This is a genomic window from Oceanobacillus salinisoli (assembly GCF_009733865.1).
In the GTDB taxonomy this organism is placed as follows: Bacteria; Bacillota; Bacilli; order Bacillales; family Amphibacillaceae; genus Oceanobacillus; species Oceanobacillus salinisoli.
Map to the genome: position 1 here is coordinate 86,647 of NZ_WOFB01000018.1, position 17,689 is coordinate 104,335.

The following is a 17,689-nucleotide window of genomic DNA, read 5'->3' on the forward strand; positions in this document are numbered from 1 at the left end:
ATGCATGGAAGAAACGATATCCCTCAAGGAGATCTTTGAGGTCATCAAGAAGCGAATAATTATGATTATAGGATTAACGCTGGGGGCTGCTATTATTGCGGCGGTAATTAGTTATTTGGTTTTAACGCCGGAGTATGAGAATAGTTCGCAGTTTTTGGTGAATCAGAGTAATCCGAATCCGGAGCAGCAGTTGACGCAGACGGAATTGCGGACAAATGTGGAGCTTATTAATACTTATAATATCATTATTAAGAGTCCGAGAATTCTAGATTTAGTTATAGAAGAAATGAATTTGAATATGACGAGCGGGCAGCTTGCTGAGAAAATTCAGGTATCCAGTGCGGAGAATTCCCAAGTGGTGACTGTAACAGTAAGGGATGAGAATCCGGCGCTTGCAACGGAATTGGCAAATACGACGGTAGAAGTGTTCCAAGAGGAAATTCCTGAATTGATGAATGTGGATAATGTTAATATCTTATCTGAAGCTGAGCTTGCTTCCAATCCGGTACCAGTAGCGCCGAATCCACTTTTGAATATTGCAATAGCGATTGTAGTAGGTCTGATGGCTGGTGTGGGGATTGCTTTCTTACTGGAGTATTTGGATAATACGATTAAATCGGAAAGCGATATTGAGAAACAGCTAGAGGTACCATTATTAGGTGTGATTACTTTTGTAACCGATGGGGAGCTTAGACAAACAGAAGCGACACAGGGGAAAGCAAAACGAAGCAGAAGGGGTGGATTAGATGGTGCGCCGAAAAAAACAATCTAATATAAACAATAAAATGCGGCATTTAATCACCAAATTAAACCCGCGCTCGGTTGTTTCTGAGCAGTATCGTACGATTCGAACAAATTTGCAATTTTCTTCTGTTGATGAAGAACTGCAAACCATTATGGTGACCTCATCAGGGCCATCTGAAGGAAAATCGATGACGACTGCGAACTTAGCCATTGTATATGCGCAACAAGGGAAAAAGGTGTTGCTCGTAGATGGAGATTTACGTAAACCAACTGTTCATTACACGTTTCGTTTAGATAACCTAAGGGGAATGAGTAATGTGCTTTTCGGTGAATCTTCCTTAACGGACACCGTTGTGCCAACAGATGTAGAAAATTTGGATGTGATTTCGTGTGGACCGATTCCGCCGAATCCTTCTGAACTTTTGGCTTCAAAGAAAATGCTACAGATGGTTGAAGAGGCTCGCCAGGCTTATGACATTATTTTATTTGATACACCACCCGTATTAGCAGTAACAGATGCGCAAATTTTGTCGAATATATGTGATGGTGCGATTCTTGTCGTGCGCAGTAAGCAGACGGAAATAGAGGCGGCACAAAAGTCGATTGAAGCGTTACGTTCGGTAAATGCGAAAATTCTAGGTACCGTATTGAACGGTAAGGATCGAAAAGAAGCAAATTATTACTACTATTATGGAAACTAAAAAAGAAGAGGCCCTAAATTCCTGTGATTTAGGGCCTTTTTGACACTATATAAAAAGGTGAGTTGTGAACAATGATTGATATTCATTCCCATATTTTACCAGGAATCGATGATGGTGCCAAAACGATGGAAGACTCGATTTCCATGGCAAAAGCAGCTGTGGATCAGGGGATTCGCACGATAATCGCTACCCCACATCATCGTAATGGCAAGTATGAAAATTACAAATTAGATATTTTGCGGCAAACAGAAGAGTTGAATGCCAGTTTAGTGGAGCATGATATCCCGCTTACGGTACTTCCTGGGCAGGAAACAAGGCTTCACGGTGATATGATAGATGAATTAAACCATGAGCTTTCGTTAACACTAACAAATAATACCAATTACCTGTTTGTGGAGCTCCCTTCAGGACATGTACCAAGGTATGCCAAGCAGATGTTGTTTGAATTACAACTTGAGGGATATCAGCCGATTATCGTTCATCCGGAGCGCAATAAAGAAATCATCGAACATCCATCCTTGCTTTATCAATTTACGGAAAAGGGTGTATTGACTCAGGTGACGGCAGCAAGTGTCATTGGGAAGTTTGGGAAAAATATTCAAAAATTCTCCCATCAATTGATAGAGTCGAATCAGGTACACTTTATAGCTTCGGACGCTCATAATACGACAACTAGAGGTTTTTGTATGGTTGAAGCTTACGAGGAGATTGAAAAGCAGCATGGTATGGAAGTAAGGTATATGTTTATGGAAAATACAGAGCTGTTGATACAAGGTGATTCGGTAAACCGTTTTGAACCGGTGCCAATCAAGAAGAAAAAATTCCTAGGATTATTTTAGATACCTCACGAAGGACATCTCTATTAAAGATATGTATGAATCAGGAGGTAACGCAGAAATATGATTGATGTTGTCGTAGTAGAGAATCGTCAGTTATTTTTGGACGGGACGATTGCGCTACTGGAGAAGGAAGATGATATACAAGTTGTTGGTAAAGCGATGAATTATGAACAGGCTGTCCAACAAATTCAAGAAAAACATGTTGATGTCGTGGTCGTTGATACGGATATGCCTGTCGATGATGGCTTTAAAACGATTACTTTTATAAAAAAGAACTTTCCCCATATGAAAATTCTTGTCCTAACAGCTGTTATGTATGAAGAGCAAGTACTAAGAGCGTTATGTAATGGGGTGGATGGCTATTTAATAAGCAGTCAGTTTGCTGGGAAATTAGCCCCAAGGATTCGTGAAATTATTTTTGGTGAGACGTTTTTTTCTGGTGATGTTGCCAGGCGTTTGGAAATGCATGGTTATCAATTGACGAAACGGGAAATTGATATTGCCTATCTGTTGCTGCAAAAATATACGAATCAGCAAATTTCCAATAAACTATATATTAGTTAAGGAACGGTAAAAAATTATATTAGTGAGATTTATAATAAGCTAAAAATACGAAGTCGCCCTGATGCTATGAAACACCTAAGAGAAATTATGGAAAAAATGTAAGAAATATTACAAAAAGGTTACATAATATGACTTATTTTACCCCAAGTCACTATGAACCATTACTAATTTTTTTATACTATATGAAAGTAAACTATAAAAAGATATAAGTAGATGGGGCTATAGGGGTATGACTAGTATAATTTATGTGTGTAATGAATATTCCTTGGAAGAAGATTTGAACGAATTGTTTGATCAGGAAGCTGATATGAGATTACTCGCATCAATCTGTTTTAAGGGAGATATGTTAACGATTATTGCGGGTTTAAGACCGGATGTAATCATGATGGATATAGATGAGCTATCCCTTCAGGAAACTTCAGAGGCATTGGCAAACCTTCGAATGATTTTGGAGAGGGTGTCTATTATTCTTCTTTCGTCAACGAAGTACAACATGACTCAGTTACTGAAATTTGGAATGGATTATTTACTTGTGAAAGGGCGGGAATTAAACGATGAATTAGTTGATACGATTCGACTGCTAGAATCAAAACAGATCGCCTTAACGAGTGAAGACACAACGGAATTTATTGAAAAGCTTTTGGCTGAAGGCTCTATGAATTATGACCTTTTCTATCAATCGTTATTGTCCAAGCAATTTACAAGGCGTGAAATTGATGTTGCCTACTATGTGAAAAAGGGACTGAAAAATGGGGAGATAGGAGAAATCTTACAGTTATCCACTGGTACGATAAAGATCCACGTAAGTAAAATTTATAAGAAACTTAACATGAATGGCCGGCAAAATGTGATAAACTATTTAAATAAATTGATGTCGGGAGATTTATTGTTAAACCCACAATCACAGCTACATAACTAAACTATTTTTTTAAAAATTATATAGTGCAAAAGGACGATATTTTGTTATGTGATTGTAACAATAGGATAATAGAATCGTTTATTTGGAAAATAAGCAATTCAAACATTTATGTAAAAATAAAATGGAAGGAATGTGGCTTATGTCTTACCGGAAAAGAGTTGCATTACTAATCGTACTGGACTCATTAATTGTAAGTACAGCAATATTTATCGCCTCGTGGATTGTGTATCCAACAATAGAAGTTGTTACTATGGCTCCTGTTGTTATTAGCGCGATTGCACTTTTACTTTTTCATCATATTTTTGCTTTATACTATAAGCTGTACAACAAAGTGTGGTCCTATGCCAGTGTTGGAGAATTAAAAGCGATTGTTAAGGCAGTGACACTTACGGTTGCAGCGACAGCGGTTGTGCAATTTCTATTTAATGACTTCTCGATTTATCGCCGTGCTTTAATTGTAACCTGGCTGCTTCATATCATCTTAATCGGTGGTTCCCGCTTTATGTGGCGGGTTTTCCGAGATCGTTATATCAAAGCGGCTTCCAATCGCAAGCGTACGTTAATTGTTGGCGCTGGTGCAGCAGGTGCGATGATCGCCCGTCAGTTGCAAAATGAACATGGCAATGCTGAGTTATCTCCGGTTGCTTTTGTGGACGATGATGACAATAAGCAGAAAATGCAATTATACAATCTTCCGGTAGAAGGTACGGTCAAGGATATTCCCGATGTTGTGAAAAAGTATCGGATTGAACATATCGTGATTGCGATTCCTTCCCTAAGAAATGGGGAGCTGACTAAAATTGTCGAGGAATGCAATAAGACGAATGCCCAGGTGAAGATGATTCCGAAAATCGAGGACTTAATGACTGGAAGGGTGAATGTACAGCATTTAAAAAATGTTGAAGTGGAAGATTTACTTGGTCGTGAGCCTGTTAAATTGGATATCCATGCGATTAGTGAATATGTAACTGGAAGCACCGTCATGGTTACGGGAGCAGGTGGTTCGATTGGTTCTGAGATTTGCCGGCAATTGATGAAATTTGCACCTTCGAAAATTCTCTTGGTTGGTCATGGAGAATACAGCATTTATAATATTGATATGGAATTAAAAGGGAAATACAAGGATGCAAATATGGAAATAGTTCCGATTATCGGGGATGTACAGGACCGGGAGCGGATCTTTGATATCGTAGAAGAACATAAGCCAAGAATTATTTATCATGCTGCTGCACATAAACATGTTCCTCTCATGGAATACAATCCCCATGAAGCTGTGAAAAACAATGTGATTGGTACGAGAAATGTCGCAGAAGCTGCCGATTCGTTTTGTGTACAAACCTTCGTTATGGTATCGACGGATAAAGCCGTCAACCCGACGAATGTCATGGGTGCAACCAAACGTCTGGCAGAGATGGTGGTCCAGGATATGGCACAGCGCAGCAAGACGAAATTTGTTGCGGTACGATTCGGAAATGTGCTTGGCAGCCGTGGCAGTGTGATACCATTGTTTAAAAAGCAAATTGAAAATGGTGGGCCAGTTACGGTTACTCATCCAGACATGACACGTTATTTTATGACAATTCCAGAAGCGTCACGCCTTGTGATTCAGGCAGGGACCCTTGCAAAAGGTGGGGAAATCTTTGTGTTGGATATGGGTGAGCCGGTGAAAATTGTCGATTTAGCAAGAAACCTTATTAAACTATCGGGGTATACGGAAGAAGAGATTCCGATTGCCTTCTCGGGTATTCGTCCTGGGGAGAAAATGTTTGAGGAAATCCTTAATGAAGATGAGGTTCTGCCCGGAGAGGTATATGAGAAGATTTATGTTGGACGAACTGTGGCCGTTGATTCTACGATGATTATGGAATTGATTGGTAAACTAGATTCGTATGATAAGGTCGGATTGAAGGAAGCACTAATGAATATTGTATACAAAGAGCGGGAAGAGCTTTTGCTTAAGGCGTAGTTGATCTTTTTGTTGTTTTAAAAATGGGGGTATACGTGATGAAAACTATAAAAAAAGCAATCATTCCAGCAGCAGGATTAGGGACAAGGTTTTTACCGGCAACGAAGGCAATGCCTAAGGAAATGTTGCCGATTGTGGATCGACCAACGATTGAATATATTGTGGAAGAAGCGATGGAGTCTGGTATTGAAGATATTATTATTGTAACTGGTAAAGGGAAGCGTGCGATTGAGGATCACTTCGATCATAATTTTGAATTGGAAGATAATCTTGTGAAAAAAGAGAAGTTTGAGATGCTGGAAAAAGTGAATCAGGCTTCCAATGTGGATATTCATTATATCCGTCAGAAAGAACCTAAAGGATTGGGGCATGCAGTTTGGTGTGCACGGAAGTTTATTGGGGATGAGCCGTTTGCGGTTCTTTTGGGTGATGATATTGTAAAGGCGGAAAAACCAGGATTAAGACAGTTGATTGATGAGTTTGAAGCTACACAATCTTCGATTGTTGGTGTACAAAAAGTTCCTATGGATGAGACGCATCGGTATGGGATTGTGGATCCTGTTCGTTCGGAGGGCAGAAGGTATAAGGTCAGCAAGTTTGTTGAGAAACCGGCAAAAGGAACAGCTCCTTCGGACCTGGCTATTATGGGGCGTTATGTGTTTACTCCGGAAATTTTTAGCTTCCTAGATAAGCAGCAAATTGGTGCTGGTGGGGAGATTCAGTTGACGGATGCGATACAGATGTTGAATGAGGTTCAGGATGTGTATGCATATGATTTTGAGGGTAAGCGATATGACGTTGGGGAGAAGCTTGGGTTTGTGAAGACGACGGTGGATTTGGCTTTGGAGAATGAGGAGATTAGGGATGAGCTTTATAAGTATTTAGAGGGGAAATTGGAAGAAATTAGGCTGAATGTGTAGTTGGAAGTTGTGTTAGTATTGTTGTGGGTGGTTGTAGAGGGGTGTCGAATTTTGGCTTCATGTAAAAATACTATTATTGGAGATTCGTTTTGACGTTCTTCGAACTTCTGTTTTTAGGTTCGTATGAGAGTAATTTCTCTCTTCGAGCTTATGGATTTAAAATTTATAGGTGATGTCTCCTTACCTTTATCAATGGAGGTACTCGGCTGTGCTGTGGGTTGAAATAGACCTTAGACACTTGTTGTCAGTAGTGTGGCGTGAGGTGGGGTTGGATGCCCTGTTTTATTAATTATCTCTTTAATATTGGTAGCTGTATGATTAAAAGGTTATGTGCAATTCTATTTTTAGTGTTGAGGCGAGGGGTGCTGTAAGTTATGTGGATGGATCTGTTCGTTGTAGTAAGCATTCTGTTGGTGATGAGCACGAGGAGGAAGAAGAGGTTCCGTTTTTATCATTTTTGTAGGTTAGATGAGAATGGTTATGAATCGTGTTATACATCGGTTTCCCATTTTGAATTGTGATTGAATGGTGTTGGGTAACTGACTATCGTAGTTAGGTAGAAAATTGGAAACCTTTCGGGATAAGGGTTTGAGGCGTTTTTAGTGAGAAATATAGATTGATTGAATGGTATATATGATAGGAAGAAACATGGTTTAGGATGATAAATGCAAGAACATCTATTTCGTATTTACTTGGTAGATTGAATAGATATTACGAGGTGGCTATTAGTAGTAGATAACAATTTTAGTGGTTTAGTAGTTGGTTGGAGTAATAGTTATTTTGAAGATTCCAAGGAAGTCCTAATCTACTAAAATATTAACTTAACGATGGAAGGAAGTCTATAGGATGGAGACAACAAAAATGAACGAAAGAGTTTTTCTTTCATCACCCCATATGAGTGATGAAGGTTATGAAATGGAATATGTAAAGGAAGCATTTGATACAAACTGGATCGCACCTCTTGGAGAAAACGTAAATGGATTTGAAAGAGAACTAGCAGAAAAAGTTGGCTCTAAAGCTGCAGCAGCACTTTCTTCTGGTACCGCAGCTATTCACTTAGCATTGAGAGCTGCAGGAGTTGGAGAAGGTGATATCGTGTTTTGTCCAACACTAACATTCTCAGCAACCGCCAACCCAATTATTTATCAAAATGCTATTCCGGTTTTTATAGATAGCGATTATGAAACGTGGAATATGAGCCCAAAAGCATTAGAAGAAGCATTTGAAAAGTACCCAGAAGTAAAGGCAGTCATTGTTGTACATTTATATGGCTTATCCGCAGATATGGATAAGATAATGGAGGTCTGTAAGAAACATAATGTTGCGGTTATAGAAGATGCTGCTGAGTCTTTAGGTACTTACTATAAAGGTAAGCATACAGGGACTTTTGGAGATTACGGCATCTTCTCTTTTAATGGAAATAAGATTATCACTACTTCTGGTGGTGGAATGCTAGTTTCTAATAATGAAGAAAAAGTTGCTAAGGTAAGATTCTGGGCAACTCAGTCCAGAGATCAAGCTAGGTACTATCAGCATAGCGAATTAGGTTTTAACTATCGTATGAGTAATGTTGTAGCTGGGATTGGAAGAGGTCAGCTCAAGGTTTTGAATCAAAGAGTAGAGAAGAAAAGATATATCTTTGAATTTTATAAGAGAGAACTTGGTAACCTTGATGGAGTTGACTTCATGCCTGTTAATGATTGGGATGAACCAAACTATTGGTTGAGTTCTTTGACACTAAGAGGGAAGGTTAGACCAATTGACGTTATGGGAGCTCTTGAAAAAGAGAATATTGAATCAAGGCCAATCTGGAAGCCAATGCATTTGCAGCCGTACTTTGAGAAATATGACTTTGTTGGTACAGATATTTCTGAAAAGTTATTTGAGAATGGTGTGTGTTTGCCATCTGATACGAAAATGACAGATGAAGATTTGGGAAGAGTTGTAACGATTATTAAAGGGTTGTGGTTGAAGTAATGAATAATTCTAAAGGCGGTATTTATAAAAGTTATATAAAAAGGCTAATGGATTTCATACTTTCTTTGATAGCAATTATTGTGCTTAGTCCAGTTTTTATAACAGTAGCTTTTCTCGTCAGAGTTAAGTTAGGTAGTCCGGTACTGTTTAAACAAAAAAGACCTGGGCTTAATGAGAAGACTTTTATGATGTATAAATTTAGATCAATGACTGATGAAAGGGATGAGAATGGGGAGTTGCTTCCTGACAGTGTTCGGTTAACGAAGTTTGGAAGATTTTTGCGTTCCACGTCGCTTGATGAACTCCCAGAACTTTTTAATATTCTTAAAGGAGATATGTCAATTATTGGTCCTAGACCATTGTTGGTTCAGTATCTACCTCTCTATAATGAGCATCAAAAACGACGCCATGATGTTAGACCAGGTTTATCTGGTTTAGCTCAGGTAAACGGTAGGAATGCTATTAGTTGGGAAGAGAAGTTTAATCTAGATGTGGAATATGTGGATAGTGTTAGCTTTACTAGCGATTGGAAGATTATATTCCTAACTATAAAAAAAGTTTTTGTTAGAGAAGGTATTAATCAAGAAGAACAAGCAACAGTCCAATACTTTACAAGGAACTCGGAGGATATGTAAATGAGAATTATTTTTATGGGAAGAAAGAAATATTCTGCAGAATTATTAGAATGGACAATGTCTCAGGGGATTGAAATAGTGGCTGTTGTAACGGATTCACACTTTTCAAATTCTCCAACAGCCCAAAAAGCATCTGAACTAAAGATACCTGTGATTTCTATGGAAGAAGCTGAAGAAATTCTTAATGAATCGAACCATAATATCGATTTAGTAGTTTCTTATTTATTTTGGAGAAAGATTAAAGAGCCATTAATTAGCGGCCCGAAATATGGCTGTATTAATTTCCATCCAGCTATTCTACCTGATTGGAGAGGTACAGCTGGGTATAATATAGCTATCTTAAATAAGCTTAATGAATGGGGAGCTACTGCTCATTATGTGGATAGTGAAATCGACACCGGAAATATTATCCGTACTTTTAAGTTTAATTTTGACTATCGGATTGAAACTGCAGCAACTCTAGAAAAGAAGACTCAAGAAATTCAAGTTGAACTATTTAAAAGTGTTATTTTAGATGTAATGTCCAATGGTAGACTTGAATCTATAAAACAAGAAAATAATCAAGGTGTATATATATCCAGATCTGAAATGGAAGAAATGAAGAAAATTAATATGGAAGAAGATGACATTGATTTAAAGATTAGGGCATTTTGGTTTCCGCCTTATAACGGAGCGTATATTGAGGTTAAAGGAGAGAAATACACCTTAATAAATGAATTTATCCTTAAACAGTTAAAAGATAAGGATAGTACTTCAAATGCTTAGTAAAAGAGAGAATTCACTTTATTTATCAAATTGAAATTGTTTTGTTACAGAAGAAGAGTTTCAACGAGGAGAGTCTTAAATGAAAATTTTAGTTTTAGCTAATTTTGGTATGGGTTTATATAACTTTAGAAAAGAACTCTTAGAAGAACTAATAAATAATAAAAATGAGGTTTATATTTCTTTGCCCAAAGATCAATATGTGCCAAAGTTACAAAAGCTAGGATGTAAATTTATAGATACCCATTTAGATAGACGAGGAACTAATCCATTAAAAGACCTTAAGCTTTTGTTTCATTATATAAAAGTTATTAAGGGAATTAAACCTGATATAGTGCTCACGTATACTATTAAACCAAATGTATATGGTGGAATTGCATGTGGAATTACTAAGGCTCCTTATATAGTAAATATTACAGGACTAGGTACTTCTGTTGAAAATAAAGGGTTGATTCAAAGGCTGACAAAACTACTATATAAAATAGGATTAGGAAAAGCGTCTTGTGTTTTTTTTCAAAATGAATCAAATATGAAATTTTTTACTGATAATAATTTGTGTAAGAATAAAACGAAGTTAATACCTGGATCAGGTGTGAACCTTAAACAGCATAAGTTTGAGGAATATCCTATAAATGATGGGAACATTAGATTTCTGTTCATAGGGCGGATAATGAAAGCTAAAGGAATAGATGAGCTGCTCCAAGCGGCGAAAATCGTAAAAGAAAAACACCCTAATGTTAATTTTAATCTAATTGGCTTTTCTGAAGAAAATTATAAACAGAAGTTAGAGGAGTTTGAGAAAAAAGGCGTTATTAAGCAACTTGGACAACAGGAAGATGTACACTCATACATTAAGGATTCTCACGCAACGATCCTCCCTTCTTATCATGAAGGTACAGCAAATGTATTGCTAGAGTCAGCAGCAACAGGTCGTCCTGTATTAGCCTCAAAAGTACCAGGGTGCTTGGAAACATATGAGGATGGACAAAGTGGTCTTGGCTTTAAAGCTAGAAATGTTGAAAGTTTAACTAATGCAATTTTAAATTTTATTAGATTACCTTACGAACAAAAAAAAGCAATGGGGATTGCTGGACGTAGAAAGATGGAAAATGAATTCGATAGAAAGATTGTAATCAATGCTTATATGGATGAAATTCATAAAGTAAAAGATAAGGAGAACTAGAATGAACTTATATGAAAGGATTGTCAAACGCGTAGAAAAAATCTCAATAGTAGGTCTGGGATATGTTGGAATGCCAATAGCAGTTGCCTTTGCAAAAAAAATTAATGTAATGGGTTTTGATATTCATAAAGAAAAAATAGAACTATATAAGAGTGGTATAGATCCAACTAAAGAAGTTGGTAATGAAGTAATAAAGAATACTACTGTAGATTTTACTTCAGATGAATCAAGACTTAGAGAAGCGAAGTTCCATATTGTAGCAGTACCAACACCAGTTAGAGAAGATCGTACTCCAGATTTAACCCCGGTAAAAACAGCTAGCCGAACATTAGGTGGAAATTTGACTAAGGGTTCTATTGTTGTCTTTGAATCTACAGTTTATCCAGGTGTTACAGAAGAAATTTGTGTGCCAATTTTAGAAAGAGAATCAGGATTAAAGTGTGGAATAGATTTTAAAGTGGGCTATTCTCCAGAAAGAATTAATCCAGGAGATAAAGAACATAGATTAGAAACTATTATTAAAGTGGTTTCAGGTATGGATAGTGAAACATTAGATATTATTGCAAAAGTTTATGAGTTAGTTGTAGATGTTGGAGTATATAAAGCAGAGAGTATAAAAGTAGCTGAGGCTGCCAAAGTTATCGAGAATGCTCAACGTGATATAAACATTGCATTTATGAATGAGCTCTCAATAATTTTTAATAAAATGGACATTGATACTAAAGCTGTACTTGAAGCAGCGGGTACAAAATGGAATTTTCTGAAATTCGACCCAGGACTAGTAGGTGGTCATTGTATAGGTGTAGATCCATATTACCTAACATATAAAGCTGAACAAATGGGATACTACTCTCAGATTATACTCTCTGGAAGGAAAATAAATGATGATATGGGTAAATATGTTGCAGAGAGTACTGTAAAACAAATGATTAAGGCTAATAAACAGATTAATGGGGCAAAAGTAGTTATCTTTGGTGTAACATTTAAAGAAAATTGTCCTGATGTTAGAAATACAAAAGTGGTTGATGTAATTAAAGAGCTAGAAGAATATGGTGTAGAAGTGAAGGTTGTAGATCCGGTAGCTGATAAAGAAGAATTATGGCATGAATACAGAATAAGGTTATGCAGTATTGAAGAACTAAAAGAAATGGATGCTGTTATATTTGCAGTGCCACATGAAGAGTTTAAATCACTAAGCTTAAATGATTTAAAGGTGATTTATGGACCAACAGGGTTATTAAATTTAGAAGCCATGAAGGAAGTCGCTGCAACATCTGAAACTGAAGAGAATACAGAAGAAAGTGATTTTATATTAATAGATATAAAAGGAATGTTTAATAGAAAAGAAGCTGAGCAGACAGGATTTAAATATTGGAGGCTATAAAATGGGATATGAAAATTTAACATTTCCAGAGGGTTCTAGATTCTTAGTAACTGGAGCAGCTGGTTTTATTGGATCTAATTTGGTTGAGGCAATACTTCAATTAGGATATAAAGTAAGAGGTCTTGATGACTTCTCAACCGGTAAGCAAGAGAATGTAGAAGAATTTTCGAGGCATCCAAATTATGAATTTATTGAGGGAACCATAATTGACCATGATACATGTGTAGGAGCTTGTGAGGGTGTAGATTATGTTTTGCATCAAGCCGCATGGGGGAGCGTACCTAGAAGTATTGAAATGCCATTATTTTATGAAGAGGTTAATATTAGAGGAACCTTAAATATGATGGAGGCTGCAAGGCAAAATGGGGTTAAAAAGTTTGTGTATGCTTCAAGCTCATCTGTATATGGTGATGAACCAAATCTTCCAAAACAAGAAGGGAGAGAGGGGAATGTATTATCGCCATATGCACTTACCAAAAAAGTGGATGAAGGGTATGGAAAACTTTATACAAAATTGTACAACCTTGATACCTATGGTTTAAGATATTTTAATGTCTTTGGGAGAAGACAAAATCCGGATGGTGCATATGCTGCAGTAATTCCTAAGTTCATAAAACAATTGTTAAATGATGAAATACCAACTATAAACGGTGATGGTAAGCAAAGTCGTGATTTTACTTATATTGAAAATGTTATTGAGGCTAACTTGAAAGCTTGCAAGGCATCTAGTGAAGCAGCAGGAGAAGTTTATAATATTGCTTATGGAGGCAGAGAATACTTGGTTGATATCTATAATGGATTATGTAATGCATTAGGAAAAGGTATAAAGCCTATATTTGGACCTGAGCGTAAAGGTGATATAAAACATAGTAATGCAGACATAGGAAAAGCAAAAGCATTACTTGGATATGATCCAGAATGGAACTTTGAGAGAGGTATTACTGAAGCAATTAATTGGTATCAGGAGAGCTTGAGGAGTGCTTAAAATATGTGTGGAATAAACGGATTGTTTCAATATACAGGAACGTATAAAACTGAGCAGATTAGTACTATTATTTCTAAAATGAATAATAGAATAATACACCGTGGTCCTGATGACAATGGAGTATTTGTTCGTGAAAATATTGGATTAGGAATGAGAAGATTATCAATTATAGATTTAGAAAATGGAAAACAACCAATTTTTAACGAATCTAAATCTTTAGTTATTGTTTTTAATGGTGAGATATATAATTATAAATCATTAAAGCAAGACTTGTTGTCAAAAGGTCATAAATTTTATACAACAAGCGACACAGAGGTCGCTCTACATTGCTATGAGGAATACGGAGTTGAAAGTTTCAATAAGTTGAAAGGCATGTTTGCCTTTGCCATATATGACTTAGAGAATGAGAAGGTGACCATTGTAAGGGATAGGGCTGGTGAAAAGCCGTTATATTATTATAAAAATTCAGAAATGTTTCTCTTTGCATCTGAGTTAAAAAGTTTAGTTGACACAGGAATTATTAATAAAAAAATAGATAGAGCAGCGCTTGAGCAATATTTACAGCTTACTTATATTCCAGCACCACTTACTATTTTTGAGAATGTATACAAATTGATGCCTGGCCATTATATGGTTATTGATTGCAGAGAAACCATAGAAATTAAGCAATACTGGGATGTTAAATATAATGATGATAAATTAATAACTGACTACGAAGAGTGTAAAAAGGAGCTTAGAAATACATTATTTAATGCTGTAGAACAATGTATGGTTTCAGACGTTCCGGTTGGAACTTTTCTTAGTGGTGGTATTGATTCTACAATTATTACAGGTATTGTCTCTCAAATTTCAGATAAACCTATTGATACTTTTACTATTGGTTACAAAGATAAACAATTTGATGAAAGCAACAGAGCAAAACTATCATCGGACCTTCATAAGACGAAGCATCATGTCTTTTACTTGAAATATGAAGATGCTCTCCCGGAACTTGATAAAATTCTTAATAACATTGATGAACCTTTTGCTGATTCTTCATATATACCCACATATATGGTTTCAAAATATGCTAGCAAGTATGTTAAAACCGTTTTAACTGGTGACTCTGGCGATGAATTATTTGGAGGTTATAGCAAATATTTAATTGGATATTACTCAGAAAAATACAATAAAATTCCAAAATGGGTACAAAAGAACATTATAAAAAAAGCTGTTTATGCTTTACCTGACAATACATCCATTATTAGAAAGGCAAGAAAGGTTATAGATAATGCTGATAATAGTATTTTTGAACAACGAAAAAACCTTATGTGTTTAGGGTTTAAAAAAGGAGAGCTTACTCACGTTTTAAAGGATTACATTCATAAATCAGATCACCTTAATTTTATTCAAGATTATTATATGCAAAATGAGACAGATGATGAATTGTCACGTGCATTGTATACAGATTTTAAAGTAGTACTTGAAGGGGACATGCTTCCAAAAGTAGACAGAGCTAGTATGTTATCATCTCTTGAAACACGGGTTCCAATGTTGCACAAAGATGTAATAGAATTGGCTGCAAAAATACCAAGTATGTACAAAATAAATTCTAAAAATACTAAAATTATTCTAAAAGAGACCTTTAAAGATCTTATACCAAAAGAATTATTATACGCCTCAAAAAGCGGATTTGGTGTACCCATTGGTAAATGGTTTCAAAATGAGTTAAAAGAAGAGCTCCTTTCTTGTTTAAATAAAGATTTCATTGAAGCTCAAGGTATTTTTGATTATGATTATATTCAAAAAATATTAAATGAGCATTTTTCTTTATCTAAAAATAGATCAAGTGAATTATGGGTTTTATATGTTTTCCAAAGTTGGTATATGAAGTATTTTAATTAAATTTAAATAATTTTAATTAAGAAAGTTTTTTGATAAGGGCTAGAAAAGTTCAAGAGAACTAAAAATTTAAAGAAAAGCTAAGATAAGTATTTGTCCCTTTTTTCATTTTATTCAATCTAAATGGTAAGTGAATCAATAATAAACTTTCAGAATTTATTAGAAATAATTTATTATCAAAGGTAGTTAAGCTTCCAGGACTATAATAGGCAGTATGTTACCAAAAAGAAAGGAGGGTATTTATGCCAAAGGTTTCAGTAATTTGCACTGTGAAAAACGGAGGATTATTTATAATAGAAACAGTAGAAAGTATTATAAAACAAACTTTTGAAGATTGGGAAATGGTCATAGTTGATGATGGTTCAACAGATAATACTTTAAATATAATTAAAATATATGTAGGTAATGATAGCAGGTTTAATATTATATCAAGTCCTAGTATTGGTAGGGGTAATGCTCTAAATCTTGCTATAGATTCTGCAAAAGGAGAATATATAGCAAATATTGATGCAGATGACCCTAGCCATCCACAGAGGCTTGAAATTCAAGTAGCAGTTTTAGATTCGAATTCAGAATGCACGGTAGTTGCATCGAATGGATTATTGATTTTTGATGAAGAAAAACCGAATTGGAAATGTTACGATACAAATAATATGACTCTAAAAAATGTTACAAGTAATTTAATCTTTAATAATCCAATATCTCATAGTTCTGTAATGATGAGAAAAAGAAATTTGATAAAAATTGGTAAATATGATAGTGATAGAAAAAGTCAGCTTGATTATGAGCTATGGGTAAGGTTTGCAAGTAATTCTATGAATATATGTAATATACCGTTAAAATTAACCTCAAAAAGAATACACAAAAACCAATCTTTTGAGAATAAAAAAAGGATAAGGTACTTAATTAATGCGTGTAAGGTTCAGTATACTGCAGTAGGAGTATTAAATAAAAATGCTTTATTTTATTTGGTGCCAATGGTTAGTTTCATTTATGGACTTTTTCCTGAAAATATTAGAATAAGTTTAAGGAGGTTAATAAAACTTTTTAATTTTAATTAAAAATAGTAAATTTTATGTTAGAAAGACATAAAAGAAGGTGAACAGATATCGATGAAAAAAATAAAAATATTACAAGTTATAGGCTCATTAAGAATAGGTGGGGCAGAAGTTGTTACAGTTAACTTTCAAAAATATAATCAAGATCAATTAAAAGTTGATTATTTAGTTTATGGAGATACAGTTGGAGAACTTGAAAATAAAGTTAAGGAGTTAGGGGGAAGGATTATACGAATTCCTGCCCCGAAAAATGGTTATTTAAAATTCACTAGAAATGTGAGAAATGTAATTAGAGAATATGGACCTTATGATATAGTCCATTCACACCCTTTATTTAATTCTGGCTTTATCTTAAAAGCTGCATATATAGAAAAGGTACCAAAGCGTATATCTCATGCACATAGCGCAAGGTTTAATGAGAAATCATCTTTAATCAAAAAGTTTTATATGGGGTTAATGAGATATTATATACGAAATTATTCAACTCATTTACTAGCGTGTAGTAAAGCTGCAGGTAATTACTTGTTTGGTGAAGAGAGCTTTAGTGAAAAAGGGGATATCTGGAACAACGCGATAGATTCAAAAAAATATGTTTATAGTGAAAAAGTAAGAAATGAAGTTAGATCTGAACTTAACATAAGTGGGATGTTTGTGATTGGTCATGTAGGACGGTTATGTGATGTTAAAAATCAAGACTTTATCTTAGATATATTTAAAGAGGTAAAAGAAAAGAACACAAACTCCAAATTATTGTTAGTAGGAGATGGGGCTATAAAAAACAACTTAGAAAGAAAAGTGAAGAATTATAACTTGAAAAATGATGTACTTTTTTTGGGAGCTAGAAATGATGTTAATCGTTTACTACAGGGAATGGATGTTTTCCTTTTTCCATCCAAATATGAGGGGTTAGGGATAGCTTTAATTGAAGCTCAAGCAGCTGGTCTGCAGTGCATTATATCAGATGCCATACCTCAAGAAGTTGAAATAACTAATTTAATAAATAGAGTTCCACTATCAAAGAATGCAACGGAATGGGCAGAAAAAGTATTAAATTATAATAATGGTTATGGAAGAATGAATACTTTAAAAGAAATCAGTTTAAGTGGATATGATATAGAAGGTGTTATCCAAAAGGTGAAAACCATATATGTACCAACTAATAATTAACTGT

16 protein-coding genes are annotated in these 17,689 nt (G+C 35.3%); all 16 read left to right on the forward strand.

Features of this window, described 5'->3' with window-relative positions; genetic code table 11:
• Positions 1 to 4: 4 nt before the first annotated feature.
• Positions 5 to 772, forward strand: coding sequence for a YveK family protein (locus GMJ66_RS13950; protein WP_156290935.1), 768 nt, complete (start codon positions 5 to 7; stop codon positions 770 to 772).
• Positions 747 to 1,445, forward strand: coding sequence for a CpsD/CapB family tyrosine-protein kinase (locus tag GMJ66_RS13955; RefSeq protein ID WP_197046708.1), 699 nt, complete (start codon positions 747 to 749; stop codon positions 1,443 to 1,445). The genes GMJ66_RS13950 and GMJ66_RS13955 overlap by 26 nt, the downstream gene beginning before the upstream one ends.
• 71 nt (positions 1,446 to 1,516) lie before the next feature.
• A complete protein-coding gene (locus tag GMJ66_RS13960) occupies positions 1,517 to 2,284 on the forward strand; it encodes a tyrosine-protein phosphatase (RefSeq protein WP_156290936.1) in 768 nt (255 codons plus the stop codon).
• A gap of 60 nt (positions 2,285 to 2,344) precedes the next feature.
• Positions 2,345 to 2,848 (forward strand): response regulator transcription factor, encoded by a 504-nt coding sequence (locus GMJ66_RS13965; protein ID WP_156290937.1) that lies wholly within the window; start codon positions 2,345 to 2,347, stop codon positions 2,846 to 2,848.
• A 229-nt stretch (positions 2,849 to 3,077) separates the two neighbouring features.
• Complete coding sequence (locus GMJ66_RS13970; RefSeq protein WP_156290938.1) at positions 3,078 to 3,767, forward strand: response regulator transcription factor; 690 nt, start codon at positions 3,078 to 3,080, stop codon at positions 3,765 to 3,767.
• 139 nt (positions 3,768 to 3,906) lie between these two features.
• Complete coding sequence (locus tag GMJ66_RS13975; protein ID WP_156290939.1) at positions 3,907 to 5,733, forward strand: polysaccharide biosynthesis protein; 1,827 nt, start codon at positions 3,907 to 3,909, stop codon at positions 5,731 to 5,733.
• Between the two features lie 38 nt (positions 5,734 to 5,771).
• Entirely contained in the window at positions 5,772 to 6,653 is an 882-nt protein-coding gene (gene galU / locus GMJ66_RS13980) for a UTP--glucose-1-phosphate uridylyltransferase GalU (RefSeq protein WP_156290940.1), read from the forward strand.
• 861 nt (positions 6,654 to 7,514) lie between these two features.
• The gene (locus tag GMJ66_RS13985; RefSeq protein WP_156290983.1) at positions 7,515 to 8,630 is read left to right on the forward strand and encodes a DegT/DnrJ/EryC1/StrS family aminotransferase; all 1,116 of its coding nucleotides are present in this window, start codon (positions 7,515 to 7,517) and stop codon (positions 8,628 to 8,630) included.
• Positions 8,630 to 9,265, forward strand: coding sequence for a sugar transferase (locus GMJ66_RS13990; RefSeq protein ID WP_269321883.1), 636 nt, complete (start codon positions 8,630 to 8,632; stop codon positions 9,263 to 9,265). Before GMJ66_RS13985 ends, GMJ66_RS13990 begins: the two co-directional genes overlap by 1 nt.
• On the forward strand, positions 9,266 to 10,030 hold the full coding sequence (locus tag GMJ66_RS13995; protein ID WP_197046709.1) for a methionyl-tRNA formyltransferase: 765 nt from the start codon (positions 9,266 to 9,268) through the stop codon (positions 10,028 to 10,030). It abuts the gene before it with no gap.
• 79 nt (positions 10,031 to 10,109) lie between these two features.
• Positions 10,110 to 11,210 (forward strand): glycosyltransferase family 4 protein, encoded by a 1,101-nt coding sequence (locus GMJ66_RS14000; RefSeq protein ID WP_156290941.1) that lies wholly within the window; start codon positions 10,110 to 10,112, stop codon positions 11,208 to 11,210.
• Between the two features lies 1 nt (position 11,211).
• Positions 11,212 to 12,594 (forward strand): nucleotide sugar dehydrogenase, encoded by a 1,383-nt coding sequence (locus tag GMJ66_RS14005; protein ID WP_156290942.1) that lies wholly within the window; start codon positions 11,212 to 11,214, stop codon positions 12,592 to 12,594.
• A gap of 1 nt (position 12,595) precedes the next feature.
• The gene (locus GMJ66_RS14010) at positions 12,596 to 13,579 is read left to right on the forward strand and encodes an SDR family oxidoreductase (RefSeq protein ID WP_156290943.1); all 984 of its coding nucleotides are present in this window, start codon (positions 12,596 to 12,598) and stop codon (positions 13,577 to 13,579) included.
• Positions 13,580 to 13,582: 3 nt separating this feature from the next.
• Entirely contained in the window at positions 13,583 to 15,463 is a 1,881-nt protein-coding gene (gene asnB, locus GMJ66_RS14015; protein ID WP_156290944.1) for an asparagine synthase (glutamine-hydrolyzing), read from the forward strand.
• A gap of 239 nt (positions 15,464 to 15,702) precedes the next feature.
• Complete coding sequence (locus GMJ66_RS14020) at positions 15,703 to 16,521, forward strand: glycosyltransferase family 2 protein (protein WP_156290945.1); 819 nt, start codon at positions 15,703 to 15,705, stop codon at positions 16,519 to 16,521.
• A gap of 51 nt (positions 16,522 to 16,572) precedes the next feature.
• Complete coding sequence (locus GMJ66_RS14025; RefSeq protein WP_156290946.1) at positions 16,573 to 17,685, forward strand: glycosyltransferase family 1 protein; 1,113 nt, start codon at positions 16,573 to 16,575, stop codon at positions 17,683 to 17,685.
• The last annotated feature ends 4 nt before the right edge of the window (positions 17,686 to 17,689 follow it).

Excerpts from the sequence above, each read along its gene's own strand:
- GMJ66_RS13950 (WP_156290935.1), top strand. The coding sequence starts at position 5 with ATGGAAGAAACGATATCCCTCAAGGAGATCTTTGAGGTCATCAAGAAG.
- GMJ66_RS13955 (WP_197046708.1), top strand. The coding sequence starts at position 747 with ATGGTGCGCCGAAAAAAACAATCTAATATAAACAATAAAATGCGGCAT.
- GMJ66_RS13960 (WP_156290936.1), top strand. The coding sequence starts at position 1,517 with ATGATTGATATTCATTCCCATATTTTACCAGGAATCGATGATGGTGCC.
- GMJ66_RS13965 (WP_156290937.1), top strand. The coding sequence starts at position 2,345 with ATGATTGATGTTGTCGTAGTAGAGAATCGTCAGTTATTTTTGGACGGG.
- GMJ66_RS13970 (WP_156290938.1), top strand. The coding sequence starts at position 3,078 with ATGACTAGTATAATTTATGTGTGTAATGAATATTCCTTGGAAGAAGAT.
- GMJ66_RS13975 (WP_156290939.1), top strand. The coding sequence starts at position 3,907 with ATGTCTTACCGGAAAAGAGTTGCATTACTAATCGTACTGGACTCATTA.
- galU (WP_156290940.1), top strand. The coding sequence starts at position 5,772 with ATGAAAACTATAAAAAAAGCAATCATTCCAGCAGCAGGATTAGGGACA.
- GMJ66_RS13985 (WP_156290983.1), top strand. The coding sequence starts at position 7,515 with ATGAACGAAAGAGTTTTTCTTTCATCACCCCATATGAGTGATGAAGGT.
- GMJ66_RS13990 (WP_269321883.1), top strand. The coding sequence starts at position 8,630 with ATGAATAATTCTAAAGGCGGTATTTATAAAAGTTATATAAAAAGGCTA.
- GMJ66_RS13995 (WP_197046709.1), top strand. The coding sequence starts at position 9,266 with ATGAGAATTATTTTTATGGGAAGAAAGAAATATTCTGCAGAATTATTA.
- GMJ66_RS14000 (WP_156290941.1), top strand. The coding sequence starts at position 10,110 with ATGAAAATTTTAGTTTTAGCTAATTTTGGTATGGGTTTATATAACTTT.
- GMJ66_RS14005 (WP_156290942.1), top strand. The coding sequence starts at position 11,212 with ATGAACTTATATGAAAGGATTGTCAAACGCGTAGAAAAAATCTCAATA.
- GMJ66_RS14010 (WP_156290943.1), top strand. The coding sequence starts at position 12,596 with ATGGGATATGAAAATTTAACATTTCCAGAGGGTTCTAGATTCTTAGTA.
- asnB (WP_156290944.1), top strand. The coding sequence starts at position 13,583 with ATGTGTGGAATAAACGGATTGTTTCAATATACAGGAACGTATAAAACT.
- GMJ66_RS14020 (WP_156290945.1), top strand. The coding sequence starts at position 15,703 with ATGCCAAAGGTTTCAGTAATTTGCACTGTGAAAAACGGAGGATTATTT.
- GMJ66_RS14025 (WP_156290946.1), top strand. The coding sequence starts at position 16,573 with ATGAAAAAAATAAAAATATTACAAGTTATAGGCTCATTAAGAATAGGT.